The following is a 22,658-nucleotide window of genomic DNA, read 5'->3' as shown; positions in this document are numbered from 1 at the left end:
AAGCATCGGGGGTTACAGGTTCCCTAGTACCTGTCTCCTGAGAAGTGTGCCCCCCCCCTTAGCACACCCCGGTAGTGCGAGTGTAGGTGCCCGTCCACTACTGGACGGGCGCCTATCAGTTTAAAAGAAAAAGCAGGGTCACAGGAAGAAGATCCCGTGCCCTGCTCTTTTCAAGGAGGGGGTGGTTTTTAGCCCTCTACTCCCAGCTTTTCAAGGATGAGCTCACGCACGCGTCCGGCATCAGCCTGACCACGGGTCGCCTTCATGACCTGGCCGACGATAGCACCGGCAGCCTGGACCTTACCGGCACGGATCTTATCGGCAACATCGGGCATAGCAGCCAAAGCTTCATCGATAGCGGTGGTTAGCGCACCGTCGTCAGACACAACTGCCAAGCCACGCTTCTCAACAATTTCAGCGGGCTCACCCTCACCATCAATGACAAAACCCAGCACCTGGCGGGCAATCTTGTCATTAATCTTCTTGGCTTCAATGAGCTTATTGAGCTCAAGGACGGTCTGAGCAGTCGCACCGGTTTCAGTCAGTTCGACTTCACGTTCCTTAGCGATGCGAGCGATTTCACCCATCCACCACTTACGCGCCACAGCAGCGGGGGCACCAGCTGCAATGGTCTCTTCGATGGCGTCCATTGCACCAGCGTTGACCACGTCGCGGAACTCCTCATCGGAGAAACCCCAGTCAGCCTTGAGACGGCGGCGGCGCTCAGCGGGAGGCTCGGGCAGTTCGGCGCGCAAACGCTCAATCCACTCGGCATCGGTTACCACGGGTACTAGGTCCGGCTCAGGGAAGTAGCGGTAGTCATCTGCGTCAGACTTAGGACGACCCGAGGTGGTGGTGCGGGTATCCTCGTGCCAGTGGCGGGTTTCCTGCACCACCTTCTCGCCAGCATCTAGTACGGCAGCATGACGCTGAATCTCGTAGCGTACGGCACGTTCGACTGAGCGCAGGGAGTTAACGTTCTTGGTCTCTGAACGGGTTCCGAATTCGGTGGTGCCCTTGGGCATCAGTGAAACGTTGGCATCACAGCGCACGTTACCGCGTTCCATACGGGCGTCCGAAATACCCAGGTTCTTAACGATTTCGCGGATAGCCGCTACGTAGGCACGAGCCAGCTCAGGAGAGCGTTCCCCTGCACCCACAATGGGGCGGGTAACGATTTCGATGAGGGGCACACCGGAACGGTTGTAGTCCACCAGCGAGAAGTCAGCGCCCTGGATACGACCAGCGGCGCCGCCCTTGTGGGTCAGCTTACCGGCGTCCTCTTCCATGTGAGCGCGCTCGATATCGATGGTGAAGACGGTGCCGTCTTCAAGCTCAATATCGATAGAGCCGTTCTCAGCGATAGGTTCATCAAACTGAGAGGTCTGGAAGTTCTTGGGGGTATCGGGATAGAAGTAGTTTTTACGCGCAAAGTGAGAGACCGGGGCGATGTCACAGCCCAATGCTAGACCCAGCTTGATAGCAGACTCCACTGCCTTACCATTGACCACCGGTAGAACACCGGGCAGGCCCAGGGAGACCGGGGTAATGTTGGTGTTTGCCTCGTCGCCAAAGGCGTTGGGGGCAGCGTCAAACATCTTGGTAGCGGTGTTGAGCTCTACGTGCACCTCAAAGCCGAGTACAGGGTCGTACTTTTCCATGGCTTCTTCAAAGGACAGAATGTCGTCAGTCATTTACTTAGCTCCCTCAAAGTTGAAGTCACGAATCAAGGTTTCAAGGTCAGGCATCTGCTGGTGCAGAGGGCCACCCCACTTTTCGGTCAGCAGGGCTTCAAGCCCAGCGCCGGCGCGGTAGAGGCGCTCGTCCTCATGGGCGGGGGCGGTGAACTGGATACCAACGGGTAGACCGTCTTCATCAGCGAGGCCACCGGGCAGAGAAATAGAGGGCACGCCAGCCAGGTTGGTCGGCACGGTGGCGATATCGCCCATGTACATAGCCATAGGGTCACCCTTGGTCTTCTCGCCCAGCTTGTAGGCGGTGGTGGGAGCGGTCGGCGATACCAGTACATCCGCGACCTCAAATGCCTTAGCGTAGTCACGCTGGATAAGGGTGCGCACTTTCTGAGCCGAACCGTAGTAGGCGTCGTAGTAGCCTGCTGAGAGCGCGTAGGTGCCCAGGATGATGCGGCGCTTAGCTTCTGCACCAAAACCGGCGGCTCGTGAGGCGCCCATGACGCGCTCGATAGTGACGTTGCCTTCTTCAGGCAGCTTGCGTAGGCCGAAGCGCACGCCATCATACTTAGCGAGGTTTGAAGAAACCTCAGAAGACATAATCAGGTAGTAGGCACCAATGGCTTCCTTGACAGAAGGCAGGGATACTTCAACGATTTCAGCACCAGCGCTCTTGAGCAGTTCAAGAGACTCATTAAAACGAGCCAGGACGCCGGGCTGGAAGCCTTCGCCACTCAATTCCTTAATAACGCCTACGCGCAGCCCCTGAAGCCCGCCCTCAGCCGCACCAGCACGGGCAGCATCAGCAAAGGAGCCTACAGGAGTCTGCAGTGAAGTGGAGTCCTTCGGGTCGTGTCCGGCAACTACTTCGTGCAACAGGGCGGTATCGAGCACGGTGCGGGCGCAGGGGCCCACCTGATCGAGTGATGATGCCATAGCAATCACACCGTACCGCGAAATTGAGCCGTAGGTGGGCTTCATACCCACAGTGCCCGTGAAAGCTGCGGGCTGACGCACCGAACCACCTGTGTCGGTGCCAAGCGCTAGGGGTGCCTGGAAGGCCGCGAGTGCTGCTAGGGTACCACCCGAGGAGCCGCCGGGGGTGCGGTCCAGCGACCAGGGGTTACGGGTCACACCAAAGGCTGAGTGCTCGGTGGTCGATCCCATTGCGAACTCGTCCAGGTTGGTCTTGCCCAGAATCGGCATGCGCGCACCGCGAATCTTCTGGGTAACGGTGCCATCGTAAGGGCTCATCCAGCCCTCAAGCATGCGGGAAGCGGCTGTGGTGGGCTGGCCCTTAGTGACGATGAGGTCCTTGACAGCAATGGGGACGCCCGCCAGAGCCGGCAGTTCCTTACCGGCAGCTCGGTCTTCGTCCACGCTCTTTGCTACAGTCAGCGCTTCTTCAGCGTTCAGGTGCAGGTAAGCGTTCACGCCGTTCTTTCCGGCAGCCCGGTTGTCGGCATCCAGTGCCGCGCCATCCGTAGCGATAATACGGTCAATAAAAGCCTGGGTTACCTCTACAGAGGTTAGCTCCCCTGCGGTAAGCTTTTCAGCAATTTCTGCTGCGGTAAGTGTCAACATATTGTTCATGCCAGCTCCTTAGTCTTCATCCAAAATAGCCGGCACCTTGAACTTGCCGTCTTCAGCATCGGGTGCTCCCGAGAGCGCTTCTTCAGCGGTGAGAGTTTCACCCACAACATCCTCACGGAAGACATTCTGCAGGGGGATGGGGTGCGACGTTGCGGGGATATCAGCTGATACCGCATCGGACACTGACTTCACAGAGTCAACGATGACATCGAGTTCAGCTGCCATCGAGGCAAGCTCTTCTTCGGTCATCTCAATATGAGCCAGCATGGCCAGGTGCGCCACCTGCTCACTCGTAATGGCAGACATAATCACTTCCACGAGGTAGACATAGGTTTTCAGTCTCTTAGTTTACCGCACTGCCCCCGGGCGCCCACCACCGGGGCTGGTGGACAGACTCTGTCCGTCCGCAGAAAGACAAATAGTAAGAGGTAAACAAAAAGGTGCCCGCGCTCCCCTTTGGGGTACACGGGCACCTTTTGATGCGCTGTAGACGCTAAAGCCTATTGATAAAGACCTTACTGAGCGGGGATGGTGAGTTCCCAGCCGATTTCGATAACGTTAGCGTTGGTAATCAGTTCTGAGTTAGCTGCCAGAAGCGCATCCCAGCTGCTGAAGCCGTGAGCGTAAGCGATTTCTGAAAGGGTATCGCCAGCGGCAACGGTGTAGGTGTTAGCAACGGGTGCTTCAGCTACTGCAGCTGCAGGAGCTTCTGCAACGGGTGCTGCTTCAACTACAGCAGGTGCTGCTTCTGCAACGGGTGCTGCTTCAACTACAGCAGGTGCTGCAATTTCTGCAACTTCGTTTGACTGGGGGGCAAGATTTGCGGGTGCGCTAGAGGTACCGTAAGCGGAAAGGCCAAGCTGAGCGGTGCATGAAGGCCATGCGCCCCAACCCTGCATCTGCAGGAGGTTCTCAGCTACGCGAATCTGCTCAGCCTTTGAAGCAGCTGCGGGTGAACCTGAGCCACCTGCTGCGTTCCATGAGGACTGTGAGAACTGCAGGCCACCGTGGTAGCCATTGCCGGTGTTGATTGACCAGTTACCACCGGACTCGCACTGTGCCAGTGCATCCCAAGCTTCGAGGGGAGCTGCGTTTGCTGAGGTTGCGGGAGCTGCCAGAGTAGCTACTGCTGCTGCGCCACCGAGGGCAAGTGCTGCTGCGTTACGACGAATGTTGGAAGTCATGTATATGCTCCGAAGGCCACCTTACGCTCTTCCCATCCCTGGGCGTCTGTGCGTTACCGTCTACCCAAGATGTTGAGTGGATCTTGTGAAGGTTATACCCTGTAGACGATATCAGGTGTGCGGTATAACCCAGCATGTGTTCGCGGCTTCCACCGCGAACTATAAAGCCTTCAGAGTGAAGGCGTTTTCGATTCGTTGATAACGATAACGTAACGATTAGGGCCATGCCAACCCCTTTTTGAGATGAAACACCTTTAAGCCATCACTAGCCCTGTATTAACAAAACCCTCAGGGCGGAACGCCCTTGCACTGTTTGCCCCAGGGTTCACACCGCATTGCACGCTGATTTGGCGGGCTTTATCGAAGCAGGCACGCACTTGGAGCCAAATCTCCGCTGAGCTGTTTTTAGCGTCTAAACCTAGTTTCACATCTCTTAAAACTTTTTAAACTTTCCCCCTCATCGCAGATCAGAAAGTCACAATTTGGTAACAAAAATAGAGCGGGGGGTCTTTACAAAACCCGTTTTAAAGAGTGAAACCCCTAAATTTCAGGGGTGCTCGGGCTTATACGCGACCCAAGCACCCCTACAAAAATCACGATTTGGTATCGTAAATCACATCTCTGCCACCGTTTAAGACAGGTCTCCTGCCAGCAAAGCCTCAAATCCTGCCTCATCTAGCACCTTGACCCCCAGGCTTTCAGCCTTATCTAGCTTTGAACCTGCAGCGGCTCCTGCTACAAGATAATCTGTCTTCTTTGAGACAGAGCCCGATGCTCGCCCGCCCCGCAGAATAATGGCCTCTTTAGCGCTGTCACGGGTGAAGCCTTCAAGAGATCCGGTGACGACTACGGTCAGCCCCTCAAGTGTTCGTTGGATAGACTCATCGCGCTCATCTTCCATGCGCACCCCGGCAGCAGCCCAACGATCGACTATTTCGCGGTGCCAGTCCTCCTCGAACCATTCAATGAGCGAGCGGGCAATAATCGCTCCTACCCCATCGACATTAGAGAGGTGTTCCTCGCTAGCTGCACGGATAGCGTCCATAGACCCAAACTCTGTGGCAAGTGCCCGAGCTGCGGTAGGCCCAACGTGGCGGATCGACAGAGCAACCAGCACACGCCAGAGCGGTTGCTGTTTAGCCTTTTCCAGCTGTTCGAAGAGCTTGAGTGTGTTCGCCTTCGGTGCACTGGGTTTCTTAGCGGTCCCTTTGCTATAGAAATAGGGTTCGCGCACCATCTGTGTGACACCGCGCAGGGTCTTCTCCCTCTCGATTTTCACATCCGCAAGATCCTGAGGGGTGAGATCAAATAGGAAGGCTTCACTCGTGAGCGGGGGGACCTCTGGCTCCGCTGGGCTGGTGAGTGCCCGAGCTGCCTCATAACCCAGTGCTTCAATATCAAAGGCACCGCGCCCAGCCAGATGGTTAACCCTCTCTTTGAGCTGGGATGGGCAGGAACGAGCGTTAAGACACCTGATATCAACATCCCCCTCTTTAGCAGGAGCAAGAGGCTTTCCACAGGAGGGGCAGAGAGTAGGCATCACAAACTCCCGCTCGCTGCCATCACGCAGGGCAACTACAGGGCCAACAATCTCGGGGATGACGTCCCCAGCCTTCCGGAGTACCACTGTGTCGCCAATCAAGACACCCTTAGCCTTAACAACTTCCTGATTATGCAGTGTGGCCATCTCAACGGTAGAGCCTGCCACCTTCACAGGCTCCATCATGCCAAAGGGAGTTACTCGACCGGTCCTGCCCACGTTCACCAAAATATCTAGAAGTTTGGTGTGAACCTCTTCGGGTGGGTACTTGTAGGCCACTGCCCATCGGGGAACTCGGGAGGTGTAACCCAGACGTGCCTGAGTATCAAAATCATTGACCTTGATAACAATGCCATCGATTTCATGAATCAAGGAGTGGCGCTGCTCCCCATATGTGGCAATGAACTCCAGGATCTCCTCACGGCTATTCAACAACCGTGAGTAAGGGCTGACCGGTAGCCCCCATTGGTGTAGTTGCTCATAGGTCTCATACTGATTGCTAATAGACAGACCGCTCTGAGCACCGATACCGTGCACAAACATGCTCAAAGGGCGCTGGGCAGTCAGCGTGGCGTCCTTCTGACGCAGAGAACCGGCAGCTGCGTTGCGGGGGTTGGCGAAGGGGGCTTTACCCTGCTCTACCATGCTCTCGTTGAGTGCTTTGAAATCTTTAGACGATATGAAGATCTCCCCGCGAACCTCAATCTCAGCAGGGTGTTGGCTACCGGTCAACTGGGTGGGGATGCTCTTAATAGTCAGAACGTTGTGGGTGACATCTTCGCCGGTAGTGCCATCACCTCGCGTGGCAGCGCGCACCAAAACCCCATCACGGTAGAGCAGATTTACTGCCAGCCCGTCAATCTTGAGCTCAGTCAGCCAGGTGGGGCGCGCACCTGTCATCTGCTCGGCGTTCGCCTCGGCGCGGTCGAGCCAGACTCCAAGCTCCTCCAGCGAGAATACGTCCTCAAGTGAATACATACGCGCTAGGTGCTGTACTGGTGCAAAAGCGCTGGACGCCTCTCCACCGACCTCCTGAGTGGGAGAATCATTAGAGATCAGTTCGGGGTGCTTAGCCTCCAAACCTTCCAACTGCCGGTAGAGCTGGTCATACTCAGCATCTGACAGCGCCGGAGCGTCGTCCATATAATACTGTTGCCTAGCTTCGCGCACACGATCTACCAGCTGCGCATATTCTTCTTTAAGTTCAGCTGACACCCCCTGGCTTTCTAGCAGGTCGCGGTCAATGCCGTGCACGGTCTCTTCTTCTACACCGGGTAGGTCCTTCATATCGCTCACCCCTCTATTGTGCCCTGAAAATGCGTGCCCTAAAAGCGGATTAGCTAAGGAAAAGGGCGCCGCACCCCGGGTATGGGGTGCGGCGCCCTGGACTACCATAGAGAAAAGGTGCTAGCCGTTAATACCGCGGTGCAGTTCGCGTTCGGGGTGGAACTGTTCCTCTTCGGTATCAGTGGTGTGCTCATAGTCGAATTCTTCGATACGGGCGGCAATCTTGTGGGCATCGGTGTGGGTCAGTTCCTTGAGCTCTTCAGCCCTGACCTTGGCATCACTTTCGGTGATGGCATCTGCCACCACCACGGTGATATTGTCCCTACCTCCGGCGCGCAGGGCTGCCATCTGTAGCACATCCGCAGCGTCCTGAGGGTGCTCAACGGTCGCTAGAACACGCGCCATATAGTTGTGGGAAAGCTCGCCGGACAAACCATCTGAGCACATCATGAGGCGGTCACCCGGCTTAGCCGGAATAACCCAAAAGTCAGGTTCCCAATAGTTGCCGGTACCCAGAGCACGGGTGATGACGTTGCGGCGAGGGTGGGTCAGCGCCTCTAGTGCGGTAATCTGACCGGTATCTACTAGATACTGCACCTCAGAGTGATCAACCGTGACTTGCTCCAACCGAAGACCCTCAATGGGGCCATTAGAGATTGATAGAGCTTCCTCGGTCTCTACGTCTTCACTCCGAAGCAACCGGTAAGTGCGTGAGTCACCAACGTTAAAGATGAACCACATCTGCTGCTCACCAATATGAGTTAGCCAGGCACCGGTCAACGTGGTGCCGGCACGCAGGCCCAGAGTATTTTTGATGGCTTCATCAGCCTCAGAGATAACGCCCTTGATGTTCTCGATGGTTTTAAGAATCTGCTGGTTGAGCACCGAGGTGTCCTTGCGGCGGCGCAAGCGACGATTAGTTTGAGGCTCCTCAGTATTCTGCTGAATTTCAGCCTCTAAAGCCTGCTGAAATTTAGTCTCTTCTTCTTCCGTCATACCCCCGGGGCGGGTAAACATTTGAGAGTAAGCCAGAGTACGAGTGCACAGACGTGAGGCAACCTCACCAGCTTCGTGCCCACCCATACCGTCTGCCACGACGCAGAGAGTACCTGCAACAGTCAGTGAGTCTTCATTGTTGTCCCTGTGCTGCCCAACGTCAGTGGCGGTGCCAGTGTAAACAGTCAGGCGTTCTGCCGTGCTCATTCGAATTCAATCTCCAGTTCATTACCAATTCCCGGGGTGATGGCCACGGGCCTGACGTTGCCAAAGCCGCGCACGTTACGCACGCCCTGCGGAATCAGCACAAATCGTTCATCGCCCTCTAACGCATCAGCAGTTGAGCTGTCGGTGAGCACGACGCCGGGTTCGGTGAGAGCCACGAGCCGTGACGCCAGGTTGACGGTGGGGCCGTAAATATCACCGAGGCGGGGAAGCACCCGCCCCCACACAAAAGCCACGCGAGCTTCAGGTAGCTGCGAATCTTCACTGATCAGTTTAGATAGGGTCAGCGCAATGCGTGCTCCGTCCTCGGGTGACTCTACCAGGTACATGACCTCGTCCCCCACCGTTTTAATAATGCGGCCGCCACCTACTGCGATGACCTCTGCGCACCGTTGCTCAAAATGCTTGACCAAACGCGCTAAAGATTTCTCGTTCATCTCACGAGATAAGGAGGTGTAGGAAACTAGGTCAACAAAGCCCACGCCTCGGGCAAGCGGTAAAGCAGTTTCAGCTAAATCAGCATCGTCCTGTTCATCGCGCAGAGCTAGACGCAGGATTGCAGAGTTCATCATGCGGCGGTAGCCGTAGACGGTGATGAGTTCTAAATCGTCGAGAAGTTTAGGGAGGAGGTGTAGCAACTCGGCTCGAGCTTCCGCATCAGTAATTCCCCGGTTGATGACCATATCTTCAACCAGAGTTTCCACCTGCCACACCACCATGCGGTCCATCATCTGACCGACGGATCGTGTAATTGAAAGGGAGGCGTCCTCAGTGAGCTTGCCTTCGCGCACCATATTGCTAATGGTGGTCAGAGCTTCACTGTCCATATGCGTGAAAAAGGCATCGTCGTCTTTAAGGTTGGGGATACCCAACGAACGCCAAATCTTACGCGCCGTGAGGAGCGATACGTCAGCTTCAGCAGCGACTTCGGCGCGGGTGAGACTGCGGTTATCGCCCAGCAAAGCCCGCTCAAGCTCCAAAACGCCCTCTCGGGCTTCGTCGCTGCGGTAAAGCTGACCCTGCACCCCGTGCCTGCGGCGCTTGCTCCTGTAGCGTTCGGTACCGGCTTCAGAGCCGATGCCGTTTGCTGGCTTCTCCACGGAGTCTCTCGCTTTCGCTGTCTCTGGTGTTTGCGGTTATCAGACGGGCCCTGGTGGGTGACGGTCTACATCCAGAATACTCTTTTGTGAGCTGGACTACGACTGGTCGCAGTCTGTGGCGCATTCTTCCATCTTAACCCTGCCCACATCTCATTTCTCAATTTTTAAGAAAAGCTAGGCATCAGTTGCCCTGGGTGCGATCCTTACCAGTAGCAAGCACGTTCATCTGTGCCTGCCTTATTTCGTGCGAGAAACGGGCAGCATCGGGCACGGCCTTCAAAATATACTGCTGCCCTCTCACCCGCACTACTATGGGCGCGGCATCCACTATTCCCATCAGTGTAAGCCGTTTTAGGTTAGCACCCTCAATGAGCTCAAGAGGAATTGATACGTCGGTAGAAGATTTCATACCGGTACGCACTAAAAGGCGGTGGCTGGTAAGGACATAGCTGGTGAGCCACCAGCGCAGTCCACTCTTAACAGCCCGGTAAAGCAGTCCAAGTGCTAGCGCGAGTGCTAAATAACTGATCCAGCGGGAATCAGTTCCAAGTGCTGAGGAAAAGCTCCACGCCACCATCGATCCTAGCGCCCAACCAAGGGGGCGCAAAAGTAGCACCCCGTGGGACCGGGTTGCCGCTAGAACATATTCGCCAGGGATGAGCTCACCTCTAATTTTCATCGTTGTAGAGTGTAGTGCTTAAACCTGAATGTTTGCTTCAGGCAGCCCGGGAGACTAGGAGCCATAGCCATCGGGTCGCACGTGCACGACGTCCCCTACCGTAAACTGGCGTTCTTCACCGTTTTCAGCCCGGACTACCAACTCTCCGGTGTCAGCAATATCAACACCAACCCCGCGGAAGGTCTCATCGCCCGGCAGATGAATGGTGAGATGGGCACCAATGGTGCTGAGAGCACCGCGCAGGCGCTCCAACAGGCTGGCACCGCCAAAGGGCTGTGATGCGTCAAACCCGCCTGACGCAAACTCGCGGTAGTAATACTCAAACCGGGTCGCTAAAGAAGTAAGCACCTGCTCCAGGTCAGCTAGCTGACCGCTCTCTACCAAGGTGCTGGTTGAAGTGGGGACCGGCAGCTGCTCAGCGGTCATATTGAGATTGAGCCCCACCCCCACAATTACCGAGATATCGCCCTCAGGTTCTAGTACTAGCTGCGCCAGGATGCCACATACCTTACGGTTACCTAACAGCACATCGTTGGGCCACTTAATGCTGGGAACCAGGCTAAAGCCCTGCATCAGTGCGTCGCGGACTGAAAGTGCGGCTAGGGAGGTTAGCCAGTGGTACTGATCGGGGGCAATGTGCACACGGGGGTTGGCGTGAGGACGCACCACAAAAGTTGTCGCCAAGCTGGATCCCGGAGGTGCTGACCAGACCCGGTCCAACCGCCCGTGCCCGGCGTTTTGGTCCCCGGTTGAGATGACGGACAGCTCGCCCCAGCTGCGCCGAGCCACAGCATCCCCCATCAGTACGGCCCGCCCGTAGTCGTTAGTTGAGCCGATACTCTCAAGAATTTCTACCCGGTCGAAGCCGGGTAGGTCAACAGCGCTGGGGTCAAGCTGAGTCATGGTTACCTTTCTTTAATCTGCCTCTTAATACTAGCGGCGAGCCTGTGAGGTGAGATACTGGGGAGAGCAATTCAGTTCAGCAGTCTTGCAAAACAATGATGTATGGAAACCCGATGGGGCATCCTTGCGCCAACTGGTGCAAAGATACCCCACACGGTCCCAGTAACACAGCAGGATTTCTTGAATCTAGTCTCACAATATTTTAGGGAGCAACCTATGACCACCTACGCTGTTGAGTATTCCTACGGGCCTGCCGATCTTCAGACGCTACACCGCCCAGCCCACCGCGAGTACCTGGCCAGACTTCATGAAGAAGGTAACCTGCACGCCGCAGGCGCCTACCCCGATGGGGAGCCTTTTGGCGCTCTGCTCATTTTTGTTGCTGATAACAAGGAACACCTGGACACTCTCATTGCGGCTGACCCCATGAGCACCGGCGGCGTCCTCACCGGCTATAAGGTGCGCGAATGGAACGCAGTCATTGGCAAGGTGAGTCAGTAGCTTTCCTTGCCCACACGTATTTGGTGGACGCACTCGAAGCCAGCTTCGGGTGCGTCCACCAAACATTTACCCCTCTTATTTAGAGAAAACACCCCAAAATTCCTAAAAAAATTTACCCTCGGCTCAGGCGACGACTATAGTTGATACGAATGCCCTGACCCGGGGCACCTAGACACACCAAGAGCGTGAAGAGGCACCATGAGCGAGAATCTCACCGAGCAGGCTGACAGCGGGCCAGATCTTTCAACAACCGCAGGAAAGATTGAGGATTTTTATGCCCGCCGGGAGCAGACTCTCGCTCCTACCGGCCAGGCTCCGATTGATCGTCAACATGAGCGCGGTAAGCAGACCGCCCGTGAGCGTGTTGAGATGTTGCTTGATGAAGGTTCTTTTGTTGAGTTTGATGCTCTGGCGCGCCATCGCACCACAGCGTTTGGTATGGATAAGAAGCGCCCTCTAGGCGATGGCTTGGTTTCAGGCTACGGCACGATTGACGGCCGCCTGGTGGCTGTTTATTCTCAGGACTTCACGGTTTACGGCGGTTCACTGTCCCAGGTCAACGGCGAGAAGATTGTTAAGGTGCAGAAGTTCGCACTCCAGAACGGTTGCCCGGTCATTGGTATCAATGATGGTGGTGGCGCCCGCATCCAGGAGGGCGTGGCGTCCCTAGCTATGTTCGCTGATATCTTCCGCATGAATGTGCGCGCTTCAGGTGTCATTCCGCAGATTTCTGTGATTATGGGCCCCTCAGCTGGCGGTGCAGCCTACTCCCCCGCTTTGACGGACTATATCGTGATGGTTGATAAGACCAGTCACATGTTTATCACGGGACCGGATGTCATTAAGACCGTAACCGGTGAAGAGATTGATATGGAGACACTGGGCGGGGCGCGCCAGCACAATGCGGTCACCGGTACCTCTACTTACCTGGCAGAGGATGAAGAGGACGCTTTCGATTTCGTGCGCGAGCTCATCGAGTTTTTGCCCTCCAACAACCTGGCGGTCAACCTACCCCTAGACCATGATCAGGACCCCGAACCCACCGCAGATGACCTTGAGTTGGATCAGCTGATCCCCGACTCAGCCAACCAGCCCTACGACATGCGCTCGGTGATTGAGGCGGTTGTGGATGACGGGCATTTCCTGGAAATGCAGGCGCTCTACGCTCCCAACGTCATGATCGGTTACGCCCGTGTTGAGGGTAAGACCGTTGGTATCGTGGCTAACCAGCCTATGCAGTTCGCTGGCACCCTGGATATCAATGCGTCCGAGAAGGCTGCCCGTTTTGTGCGCAACTGCGATGCCTTCAACATTCCTATTTTGACCTTTGTGGACGTACCCGGCTTCCTGCCCGGCACCGACCAGGAATTCAACGGCATCATCCGCCGCGGTGCTAAGCTGCTCTATGCCTACGCTGAGGCTACTGTTCCTCTGGTTACCGTCATTACCCGTAAGGCCTACGGCGGTGCCTACATTGTGATGGGCTCCAAGAAGCTGGGCGCAGACATTAACCTTGCCTGGCCCACCGCTCAAATCGGTGTGATGGGCGCTCAGGGCGCGGTAAACATTCTCTACCGTCGTGAGCTTGCCGCCCTTGCCGAAGAAGGTGGGGACGTCGAGGCCCGCCGTGCTGAGCTCATCACCAAGTATGAAGAAGAGCTGCTCAACCCCTACCAGGCAGCTGAGCTGGGCTATATTGATGAGGTCATCGCTCCGTCAGAGACCCGTGTGCGCATCGTCAGCGCCCTGCGTGCCTTGAACGATAAGCGGGCAGCAAGCCCGGCCAAAAAGCATGGCAATATTCCTCTGTAAAGGCTAATTCTCTATGGCAACCCCCAACCCCCTCTCGCTCTTGGGCTTCGGTAAGAAACCGGCACCAGCACCCACCCCTGTAACCGCGCAGGATGACGCTAGCCAGGCCGGCAGCATAACTGCCCCTTCGGAGGCTCCCCTGCTGACGGTGGTCAAAGGCAACCCCACCGACGAGGAGCTGGCAGCTCTAACCGCAGTGGTGGCAGCTTCTGCCGCGGAAGCAGAGCAGAATAGGGAAACTACACTGGAGCACTGGCAGCGCCGCCTGAACACCACCCAGCAGCTAGGCGCTCGCCTGCGGCCGGGCCCGGGCTCCTGGAAGCGGGCACGGCCGCAGTAGTTTCTTTACCTAGTAAATCCAAATACTTTGGAGCAAAATATTTCCAAGATTAGAACTCTGAACATAATTGGAACCATTCCAAAATCTAATTTAGACCCATCGATCTAATATAAAAATTAATTTCAGAAACCATCTACAAACTATTGCGGAACAGCCTGCGATTAGGGAATACTTTAAGTTAGCGAATCCGTTGGAGAGACGCACCAAACTTTTCATACTTTGGAGGAAACGATGAAGTTCTCTAAAAAGATCCTTGCCACTGTTGCTCTCAGCGCCAGCCTTTTCGGCGGTGCAAGCGCAGCTAACGCCGCCATCCACAATGTAGGGGGCGGCACCTGGGACCAGGGGGTGAATTATGTTGTTATGAACACCTGGTCAAATTATCACCACCCCTCAAGAGCACACGGTAGCACCGCATGCAACGCTAATAAATGCAATAGCGCCACCGCGCCCACCAATCGTTGGTCCAAAGCCAACATTCGTGCTACCTGGGGTGGAAACACAAGCTATTGGCGTTAGAATCTTCTGCCAATCTTAAACAGGGTTGGGGTTTCAAAATGTGGGAACCCCAACCCGCCCCCCCCAAAAAAAACAAAAAGCCAATGAATAGCCATATCCGTTTCGCATATATTCTCGCTTGGATTACTTCTTTTCTACTTAGTTCAATCTTTGTCTCAGCTACTTATATTTTTTTGGTTGACCAAGATCGCTGGGGGCCAGAGGGCTTTAAAACAGGAGTGTCTGTAACAGAGCTTCCTGGTAATATTTCCACAGAAAGCTTTCTGAATGAACTAAATTCAATTGCGCAAGCTCAAAATATTAATATTTATAAGAGTTCAGTGTCTTTAGACAATGGTGTTACGGCGTCCGACTATTACCTAATATCAGGTAATGCGGACAGGGTAATCGGTAATCTAGATACAGAATCGTTCCCAAGCTTCAGCGACAAGTACCCTTCACACCTGTACCCAGAAAAGCAGCTGAACCGTAATCAGCTTACGGGAACCTACCTCATAGACGGCACCTCTCAAGACTCTCAAGCCGTAGCGGATACACTCAATAAGCTAGGAGCTAATAGTACAACCGTACATTCCCAGCCAGGCTACGTCCTATGGTTTTTCTTTCTAGTTGGTAACGGTTGGGCAGTGGCAGTAGCTATTCTCTTAATCTGTCTTGTCATATCTTTGTGCCAGCTACAAAGTGTCAGGCTCGCTATAGTCTCAGTCCGAGTCGTTGGAGGGGAGGCCCCGCTCTACGTTTCTCTGAGGGAAATTGCATCATTACTGCTACCGGTATATGCACCGTTAGTTTTTGGCACAATCGTATTGAGTCTCTATAGCGTGATATTTGCAGACGGGTATAGGCTGAGAAGTATAGCCATTATCGCGATTCAACAGGCACTAATCCTTACCAGCGCATTAGTAACTAGCATCCTGAGTATACGCATCTGCACTGTTAAATACTCACTTGGAGCACTAAACAAGGGCAGACGCCCAATGACTCTACTGGGAGCACTTTCAGGCCTCCTGGTTGTCGTTGCTTTTTTGGGTTCAATGGTAAGTATCTCCGATACGCTTACCCTCAAGAATGAGGATGAAAAGGAATCGCACGCTGACACCCTGCGAAACGAGCATACAAATCTGGTACAGCCTGTCATGGGCTACGCCCTTCTGTCTTCACAAGCTGATTATGCTAAAGAGCAACTTGGCAATGTGTTTGCCCAACTCGAAATAGATCAGACTAGCTATCTCGCCAGCAAAAACCCATTGTATGATACACCTTCATCTGTTTCGGATAATGTACTCCTGGTCAATCCCAATTACCTGATGACTTTCACTCAGTTGGATGCATCAACACTTGATTTAGTCATCCATACCTCCCAAGAAGAATCATCAGTTGCTGTCTTAATACCCCAGTCTTATTCCCCATATGAGGAGGAAATTGTAGCTGAGGTTAAAAGCTGGGCAGAGTTTCAACAAGAACTGGGGGGAAACCCGCGTCCAGCAACAATGGTTAGGTCCTATACCGGTATTGATACAGGAATCTTACCGCTGTTGAGTTACAACTTACCTACCAGCATGTACCTTGAAAACCCGATAGTTATAGTTAGTCACTCAGCAAATCATGTCATTCCCCCACAGATTATTGGAGAATACGGGATTGTTTTTGACGACACAGCACTAAAAAAAGCTGTAAATGAGGAAAATTTAGAGTACGCAGTAGTCGGCTATGAGTACACAACTCAAAATTCGGCTTTAGCAGCCGTTGATAGGAAAGTAGCTTTCAGTATCTCTCTGGTAGGAACTTCTGTTGCCTTGCTTGCACTACTTCTAGGAAACGTCATCCTGGCCACTATCTACCAAGCAAGGAACCGTTCAGCAATTTTTCTTCTACTCACATCAGGAGCTAGTTTTACTGAAACCTACGGTGATTTTGTCATCAAAAATATGTTATTAGCAGCTATACCAATTTCTCTTATCGTTGCAACAACACAGCTCCCCCTCACAGTAATTCTTATTATCGCTAGTGCAATGATTCTTGTCTCGGCTTCCGTGGTAGTTCTTACACTTAAACAGTTAGAACGTACGTTATCTAGATTTACGCTCGAAATCTCCTAAATCCAAGGATCTACATGAAAGAGAAAAACTCACTCATATTGTCGGAACTCCGTTACAGTTTTCCCCAACGGACGCTATGGGAAAACCTCAGTCTCAATGCAGAGTCAGGTAATTTTATAGCGCTTCGCGGTCACAGCGGTTCAGGCAAGACTACTCTTTTGCAATGCTTAGGTTCCCTAGAAAAACCGTCCTCTGGAATCATTGACTTCAATGGTATTAACCCTTCAACGCTCAAGGGAAAAGCTAAGAGAAACTACCTTAGAAACACTGTTAGTCTAGCTTTTCAGAACTCCGGGTTAGTGGGCTCCTGGTCGGTCCGCAAAAACATAGAACTTGCTGGGTACGAAGTTAAGCAAGATCAGACCCGAGCAGAGACTGCATTCAACTACTTCGATCTTGACTACAGTTTTTTGGATAAACCTGTCTACCAACTCAGTGGAGGCGAACAACAGAGAGTGAGTCTCATCAGGCTAGCATTGAGGAATACACCCCTGATTCTGCTCGATGAGCCGACTGCAGCACTTGACGATGGCAATGCGCAAAGAGTTATAAACTTCGTTCAAAACCATTGCGACAAAGGCGGTATCGCTGTAATAGCTACCCATGATGCTCGTCTACTCGGTTATGCACATGACTCAATCGATCTAGGTTAAGTCAATCAAGCCCTGCGTACCTTAGTTTTTCCTATCAGAGGCCCGATAGCAACCTTGTGCCGTCATCTTCGTTTTATATTGTTCAGTAACATGATCGGATAAACCGTGAGTTACTGGTTCACCAAAGAAAGCCCCCAGTAGTTCAATTTTTTAAAAAGGGTCTTCACTCCGGCAAGAGTGAAGGCCCTTTTCTGCATCTGAACTGTAATATAGGTCTCATGACTATTCACCCAGATTTACCTGCTATTTTTACCACCAACCGCCCACAAACTCGCGTCGATGAAATTGCCAATGCCTACTACGAGAAGTGCCTGGAGCTAGACCCCGCCAGCGCCACACTAGAAGGGCGCAAGGGCAGGGAAAACGAATACGCCGACTTCTCCCCCGCCGGCACCGCTGCCGATATCGCTGTCATCCGTGAAACCCTTGAACAGTTGAATCAGGCAGAAATCACCGATGACATCGATAAAGTCACCGTCGACGCCATGCAGGAGCGTCTGGGCCTAGAACTTGAGCTTCATGAGGCGGGGCTGGGAACCTGGGAAATCAATAACATAGCCTCCCCCATTCAGGGCATCCGTTCAGTCTTTGACCTCATGAACCGCAATAATGAAGAAGACTGGGGTTTTATTGCAGGGCGCCTGCATAACGTCGCTTCTGCCCTCGAAGGTTATATCGAGAGCCTCGAAGAAGCACACACCCGCGGCCGCGTAGCCGCTGTTCGCCAGATTGATACCGCCATCGAGCAAGTGACCGCCTACATCGCTGACGGTGGTTTCTTTGACGCCCTGGCCGCTGAAATTGCCGAAGCAGCTCCCACCCACGCCGACCATGCCAAGGAGGGCGCGGCGTCCGCCAAGGCAGGCTACGGCAAGCTGCTAACCTATCTGCAGGAAACCCTGCGCCCGGCAGCACCCCAAGAAGACGCTGTAGGACGTACGCGCTACTCCCTCTACTCACGCCAGTTCGTGGGTACTACCCTAGATTTAGAAGAAACCTACGCCTGGGGCGTTGAAGAGCTAGACCGCATCATCGCAGCCCAGCAGGAAGTAGCAGAAGAGATTAAGCCCGGTGCCAGTATCGAAGAGGCCAAGGCAGCACTGGATGCTGACCCCGCCCGCACTCTGCACGGCACCGATGAACTCCAAGCCTGGATGCAGAAACTCTCCGACGAAGCCCTGGATTTTCTCTCCAAAGAACACTTCACCATCGAAGGGCCCCTGCGAAACCTCGAATGCATGATCGCCCCCACCCAAGAGGGCGGCATCTACTATACCGGCCCGTCAGCCGACTTCGAAAGAGCCGGCCGCATGTGGTGGTCAGTCCCCGAAGGCGAAGACACCTTCGGCACTTGGCGCGAAGTCTCCACTGTCTACCACGAAGGCACCCCCGGCCACCACCTACAGGTAGCCACCGCAACCGCCATGGCAGAATCCCTCAACAACTGGCGCGCCTCAGCCTGCTGGGTCTCGGGCCACGGCGAGGGCTGGGCTCTCTACGCCGAACGCCTCATGGACGAACTCGGCTACCTGGCGGACCCCGGCGACCGCATGGGTATGCTGGACGCCCAGCGCCTACGCGCCGCCCGCGTCGTCTTTGATATCGGCCTGCACTGTGGCTTTGAAATCCCTCAGCGTTGGGTCGATGAACTCGGCATTGAACCCGGTGTTTGGGATGCCGAGAGTGGCTACCGCTTCTTGGAAGCCAACCTGGACATGTCAGAAGGCCAGCGCCGCTTTGAATTCCTGCGCTACCTAGGCTGGCCGGGGCAGGCTCCCTCCTATAAGGTCGGCGAGCGCCTCTGGTTGCACCTGCGTGAGGACGCCCGCGCCGCCGGTGTCTCAGATAGGGACTTCCACACCCGCGCCCTCATGCTCGGTTCCGTCGGCCTAGATACCCTCAAGCGAGCACTGGGTTATTAGACTGAGTATTTTGCTCTTCGCTAGGACATCAGCCCCGAGTTAGTGCTTTTCAGAGCTATCAACTTCCCCACTAAATACGATGCCCGCCTGGTGGCGCGCCTCGGTGCAGATGCGATTAACGGTGCGCGAAAGCTGAGTTAGGTAGCGGTAGTGTTCCCTCTGTTGCGCGGTGAGGTTACCTTGCCTTTGAGCTGCGATCAGCTCCGCGAAGGCAAGAGCTTCAGAGCGCATCAGCTGGCTCAACGGTGCACCGGGTTTCCCTGCTTCAAAGAGGGTCTGCCCCTCGACTGTCTTTACCCTGTCGATTCCCTGCACCGCATTCAGCACCAAGCCCGAGCGTCCTGCCCTAATCTCGTTGGGCAGGCGGGAGACCTGGCTTTTAGAGAAAGATAGCTCAGCGGTAAAGCCGGGGTAGGTCAGTAGCAGGACGCCGGCAGCATCCACCCCGGTCGGCGCCAGCTGGGCTCTGTAAGAGATAGCCTGCGGCTCCCCAAACCAGGCGACCGCTGCATAGACCGTGTAAATTCCCAGGTCAACCAGGGCACCACCGCCGTGACACAGCGAGAAAATGTTGGGTTCCTGGCCTGCCAGCACAGCGTCCCAGCGTGAAGAATACTGGTGAAAGTTCAGGCTGGCCCCTGTCACCTCTCGCCCGCTTGACTTCTGTTCATCCACCCACTGACCAACTGTTTCAAAGCCGGGCTCAAAAAGATGCCGCGCAGCTTCGAAGACCAAGACCCCGGCTCTTTCAGCGGCACGGTGTACCTCCTGCCATTGCGCGGGGTTCCAGAAAGCTGGCTTTTCCACCATGACATTCACCCCAGCGTCGATGGCGGCTAAGGCATGATTCTTATGGAAGGAATTGGGGGAAGCAATATATACCGCATCTAACGAATGCCCCAGCAACTCGCTTATTTCGGTAGTGATGCACACCCGGTCTAGATCAGCATCCTCAATAAAGGAACGTGCGGTAGTGCTAGAGCGGCTCATCACCGCAACCAGCTCGAAGGCATTCTCAGCTTTAGTAGCTGCCGCGAATTCCTGGGTTATCATTCCAGTCCCGATGAGACCGAGGCGGGGGCTATCCATATTTTTCCTCCGGGGTAGCGCATAAGGTGTGCAGCGCGAAGGCTGCCTATTTTCTCAAAATATACCCTTGCCGACCACCTCAGTGAGCGGATAGACTTCTTGAAACGTGACCCGTGTTACAAACAGTTTCGTCAAAGGAGACCCCATGACTGTCTACGCCGCCCCAGGCACCTCAGATTCACTCGCTACCTTCAAAAGCCGCTATGACCACTTCATCGGTGGCGAATGGGTGGCTCCCGCCGAAGGCCAGTATTTCGAAGACATCTCACCGGTCAACGGCAAGCCCTTTACCGAGGTAGCCCGCGGCACCGCCGCTGACATCGATAAAGCACTGGACGCCGGTTGGAAGGCTTTTGAAACCTACGGCAAAACCTCCGTCACCGAACGCTCCAACTTACTGCTCAAACTAGCCCAGGTTATCGAGGACAACCTTGAAGCTATCGCGGTAGCCGAAACCTGGGATAACGGTAAACCGGTGCGCGAAACTCTAGCGGCAGACATTCCCCTAGCAGCAGATCATTTGCGCTACTTTGCCGGAGCCATTCGTGCCCAGGAAGGCCGTCTATCTCAAATCGATGAGGACACCGTCGCCTACCATTTCCACGAGCCGCTGGGCGTCGTGGGGCAGATTATCCCCTGGAACTTCCCTATCCTCATGGCGATCTGGAAGATTGCACCGGCCCTAGCCACCGGCAACTGCATTGTGCTCAAGCCCGCAGAGCAGACCCCGGCATCCATTCTCTTCCTGGTTGACCTCTGGAAGGACCTGTTGCCTCCTGGCGTACTAAATGTAGTCAACGGCTTTGGTACTGAAGCAGGCGCTGCTCTGTCAGGGAGCAAGCGCATCCGCAAAATTGCCTTCACCGGCGAAACCACTACTGGCTCGATCATTATGAAGGCTGCCGCAGAGAACATCATCCCCATCACCCTGGAGCTAGGCGGCAAGTCCCCTAACATTTTCTTTGAGGACGTGGCTCGCGAAGAGGACTCCTTCTACTCCAAGGCTCTTGAAGGCTTTGCCTCTTTCGGTCTCAACCAGGGCGAAGTCTGTACCTGCCCTTCGCGCGCCCTGATCCAAAAGCCTATCTATGACTCTTTCCTTGAAGCTGGACTCGAACGAGTCAAGGCCATGAAGCAGGGCAACCCCCTGGATACTGAAACCATGGTGGGCGCCCAGGCTTCCAAGGAACAGTGGGACAAAATCACTAGCTATCTTAAAATCGGCAAGGATGAAGGCGCGGACGTCCTGGTCGGCGGTGAAGCCTGCGAACTGGGCGGAGATCTAGCGGGTGGCTACTACATTCAGCCCACCGTTTTCGCCGGTAACAATGATATGCGCATCTTCCAGGAAGAGATTTTCGGCCCCGTCCTAGCTACCACCAGCTTCACCGATTTTGACGAAGCTATGCGCATCGCCAACGACACCGATTTCGGTCTGGGTGCCGGCGTTTGGAGCCGCGACCAGTTCATCTCCTACCGCGCCGGGCGAACCATTCAGGCAGGGCGAGTCTGGGTCAATAACTACCATAACTACCCAGCTCACTCAGCTTTCGGTGGCTACAAGAAGAGTGGCATCGGGCGCGAGAACCACCTGATGATGCTGGATCACTACCAGCAGACCAAGAATATGCTGGTGTCCTACTCAGACCAGCCCATGGGTCTCTTCTAAGCCCCGCTTCACTTAGACCCCGCGCCACCCTTCATACCCCCCTGCATATCAGGCAGGATGCTGAGGGATGGTGCGGGGTTTAAGCAACCGCAAAAGCTGGCTATTCAATACACTTAGAGCTATGCATACTATCCCCACCCAACAGCCCCGCTTCGTTCTGGCTTCTCAGTCTCCCGCTCGTAAGAAACTTCTTGAGGACGCGGGCATTAGTTTTGAGGTTATTGTCAGTGATGTTGATGAGGATGCCGCCCTGGCAGCAGCACAGGAAGATGCCTACACCAAGGGGCTCGACGATATCTCCCCTGCCCAGACTGCCCTTTTACTGGCTCAAGCTAAAGCCCGCACTGTTGCAGCCCTCCCCCAGTGCGCGGGGGCAATTATCCTGGGGTGTGATTCTGTCTTTGAACTTGATGGGCGGCCCTACGGGAAACCCGGCAGTGCAGAAGTGGCACTAGAGCGAATAACAGCGATGAGCGGAAAATCTGGGGTTCTGCATACCGGCCACTGGCTGATTGATCACCGCGGGCAGCAGCCGGTAGAAACCAGTGAGTTACGTAGCGCCACTGTGCACTTTGATCACTTCACCCAGGCTGAGGCAGAAAGCTACGTGGCGACCGGTGAGCCACTCTGGGTAGCTGGCTCCTTTACTATCGACGGTTTTGGGTCAGCTTTTATCAAGGGTATTGAGGGAGAATTTCACACCATCGTCGGTCTCTCGGTACATGCCCTCCGCACGATGCTCACCACGTTCGGTGTTTCAATCAGCGACATTTGGAAAAATTCGCGATAAATTTCAAGATGCGGTTAAATTTTTTCTAAACGCCACCTAAAATGAGCCGTTGCGCCATCAACTAGA

General features: G+C 54.5%; 19 protein-coding genes. 9 read left to right on the top strand and 10 right to left on the bottom strand.

All coding sequences use genetic code 11. The features are described 5' to 3' along the window. Positions 1–188: 188 nt before the first annotated feature. From gatB to VVR27_RS03210, 9 genes are all read right to left on the bottom strand, one after another. A complete protein-coding gene (gatB, locus tag VVR27_RS03250; protein ID WP_368547050.1) occupies positions 189–1,694 on the bottom strand; it encodes an Asp-tRNA(Asn)/Glu-tRNA(Gln) amidotransferase subunit GatB in 1,506 nt (501 codons plus the stop codon). Next, positions 1,695–3,284 (bottom strand): Asp-tRNA(Asn)/Glu-tRNA(Gln) amidotransferase subunit GatA, encoded by a 1,590-nt coding sequence (gene gatA, locus VVR27_RS03245; RefSeq protein ID WP_368547049.1) that lies wholly within the window; start codon positions 3,282–3,284, stop codon positions 1,695–1,697. Positions 3,285–3,293: 9 nt separating this feature from the next. Then, the gene (gatC, locus tag VVR27_RS03240) at positions 3,294–3,590 is read right to left on the bottom strand and encodes an Asp-tRNA(Asn)/Glu-tRNA(Gln) amidotransferase subunit GatC (protein ID WP_251380745.1); all 297 of its coding nucleotides are present in this window, start codon (positions 3,588–3,590) and stop codon (positions 3,294–3,296) included. Between the two features lie 209 nt (positions 3,591–3,799). Next, the gene (locus VVR27_RS03235) at positions 3,800–4,468 is read right to left on the bottom strand and encodes a transglycosylase family protein (RefSeq protein WP_368547048.1); all 669 of its coding nucleotides are present in this window, start codon (positions 4,466–4,468) and stop codon (positions 3,800–3,802) included. 631 nt (positions 4,469–5,099) lie between these two features. Then, the gene (gene ligA, locus VVR27_RS03230; protein WP_368547159.1) at positions 5,100–7,295 is read right to left on the bottom strand and encodes an NAD-dependent DNA ligase LigA; all 2,196 of its coding nucleotides are present in this window, start codon (positions 7,293–7,295) and stop codon (positions 5,100–5,102) included. Positions 7,296–7,415: 120 nt separating this feature from the next. Further along, a complete protein-coding gene (locus VVR27_RS03225; RefSeq protein ID WP_368547047.1) occupies positions 7,416–8,498 on the bottom strand; it encodes a PP2C family serine/threonine-protein phosphatase in 1,083 nt (360 codons plus the stop codon). Further along, positions 8,495–9,616, bottom strand: coding sequence for an adenylate/guanylate cyclase domain-containing protein (locus tag VVR27_RS03220; protein WP_409349923.1), 1,122 nt, complete (start codon positions 9,614–9,616; stop codon positions 8,495–8,497). Before VVR27_RS03220 ends, VVR27_RS03225 begins: the two co-directional genes overlap by 4 nt. Positions 9,617–9,797: 181 nt before the next feature. Beyond that, complete coding sequence (locus VVR27_RS03215) at positions 9,798–10,295, bottom strand: PH domain-containing protein (RefSeq protein ID WP_368547046.1); 498 nt, start codon at positions 10,293–10,295, stop codon at positions 9,798–9,800. Between the two features lie 54 nt (positions 10,296–10,349). After that, complete coding sequence (locus tag VVR27_RS03210; protein WP_368547045.1) at positions 10,350–11,198, bottom strand: biotin--[acetyl-CoA-carboxylase] ligase; 849 nt, start codon at positions 11,196–11,198, stop codon at positions 10,350–10,352. Between the two features lie 216 nt (positions 11,199–11,414). Between VVR27_RS03210 and VVR27_RS03205 the strand changes: the two genes are divergently transcribed. The 7 genes from VVR27_RS03205 (at position 11,415) to VVR27_RS03175 (ending at position 19,044) form a co-directional block, all read left to right on the top strand. Next, the gene (locus tag VVR27_RS03205; RefSeq protein ID WP_368547044.1) at positions 11,415–11,699 is read left to right on the top strand and encodes a YciI family protein; all 285 of its coding nucleotides are present in this window, start codon (positions 11,415–11,417) and stop codon (positions 11,697–11,699) included. A gap of 198 nt (positions 11,700–11,897) precedes the next feature. Continuing rightward, on the top strand, positions 11,898–13,511 hold the full coding sequence (locus VVR27_RS03200; RefSeq protein ID WP_346873353.1) for an acyl-CoA carboxylase subunit beta: 1,614 nt from the start codon (positions 11,898–11,900) through the stop codon (positions 13,509–13,511). 13 nt (positions 13,512–13,524) lie between these two features. Continuing rightward, a complete protein-coding gene (locus VVR27_RS03195) occupies positions 13,525–13,851 on the top strand; it encodes an acyl-CoA carboxylase epsilon subunit (protein WP_368547043.1) in 327 nt (108 codons plus the stop codon). Between the two features lie 231 nt (positions 13,852–14,082). Further along, positions 14,083–14,370: a lactococcin 972 family bacteriocin gene (locus tag VVR27_RS03190; protein WP_368547042.1), complete on the top strand. Its 288-nt coding sequence runs from the start codon at positions 14,083–14,085 to the stop codon at positions 14,368–14,370. Further along, positions 14,361–16,469, top strand: coding sequence for a hypothetical protein (locus tag VVR27_RS03185; RefSeq protein ID WP_368547041.1), 2,109 nt, complete (start codon positions 14,361–14,363; stop codon positions 16,467–16,469). Before VVR27_RS03190 ends, VVR27_RS03185 begins: the two co-directional genes overlap by 10 nt. A 14-nt stretch (positions 16,470–16,483) precedes the next feature. Next, positions 16,484–17,122, top strand: coding sequence for an ABC transporter ATP-binding protein (locus tag VVR27_RS03180; RefSeq protein WP_237203387.1), 639 nt, complete (start codon positions 16,484–16,486; stop codon positions 17,120–17,122). A 218-nt stretch (positions 17,123–17,340) separates the two neighbouring features. Continuing rightward, positions 17,341–19,044, top strand: a complete 1,704-nt coding sequence (locus tag VVR27_RS03175; protein ID WP_368547040.1) for a DUF885 domain-containing protein — start codon at positions 17,341–17,343, stop codon at positions 19,042–19,044. Between the two features lie 39 nt (positions 19,045–19,083). Here the strand turns inward: VVR27_RS03175 and VVR27_RS03170 are convergent, their stop codons facing one another. After that, complete coding sequence (locus VVR27_RS03170; protein WP_368547039.1) at positions 19,084–20,133, bottom strand: Gfo/Idh/MocA family protein; 1,050 nt, start codon at positions 20,131–20,133, stop codon at positions 19,084–19,086. A 145-nt stretch (positions 20,134–20,278) separates the two neighbouring features. On the opposite strand from VVR27_RS03170, the gene VVR27_RS03165 reads away from it, so the two are divergent. Together VVR27_RS03165 and VVR27_RS03160 are read left to right on the top strand one after the other, a co-directional pair. Beyond that, complete coding sequence (locus VVR27_RS03165; RefSeq protein WP_368547038.1) at positions 20,279–21,802, top strand: aldehyde dehydrogenase family protein; 1,524 nt, start codon at positions 20,279–20,281, stop codon at positions 21,800–21,802. A gap of 121 nt (positions 21,803–21,923) precedes the next feature. Then, complete coding sequence (locus VVR27_RS03160) at positions 21,924–22,592, top strand: nucleoside triphosphate pyrophosphatase (RefSeq protein ID WP_368547037.1); 669 nt, start codon at positions 21,924–21,926, stop codon at positions 22,590–22,592. Positions 22,593–22,658 lie beyond the last annotated feature (66 nt).

This window comes from Rothia sp. LK2492, from assembly GCF_040946345.1.
Classification (GTDB): Bacteria; Actinomycetota; Actinomycetes; order Actinomycetales; family Micrococcaceae; genus Rothia; species Rothia endophytica.
Note: the sequence above shows the minus strand (reverse complement) of the source record. Positions and strands in the feature narration are given on the sequence as shown.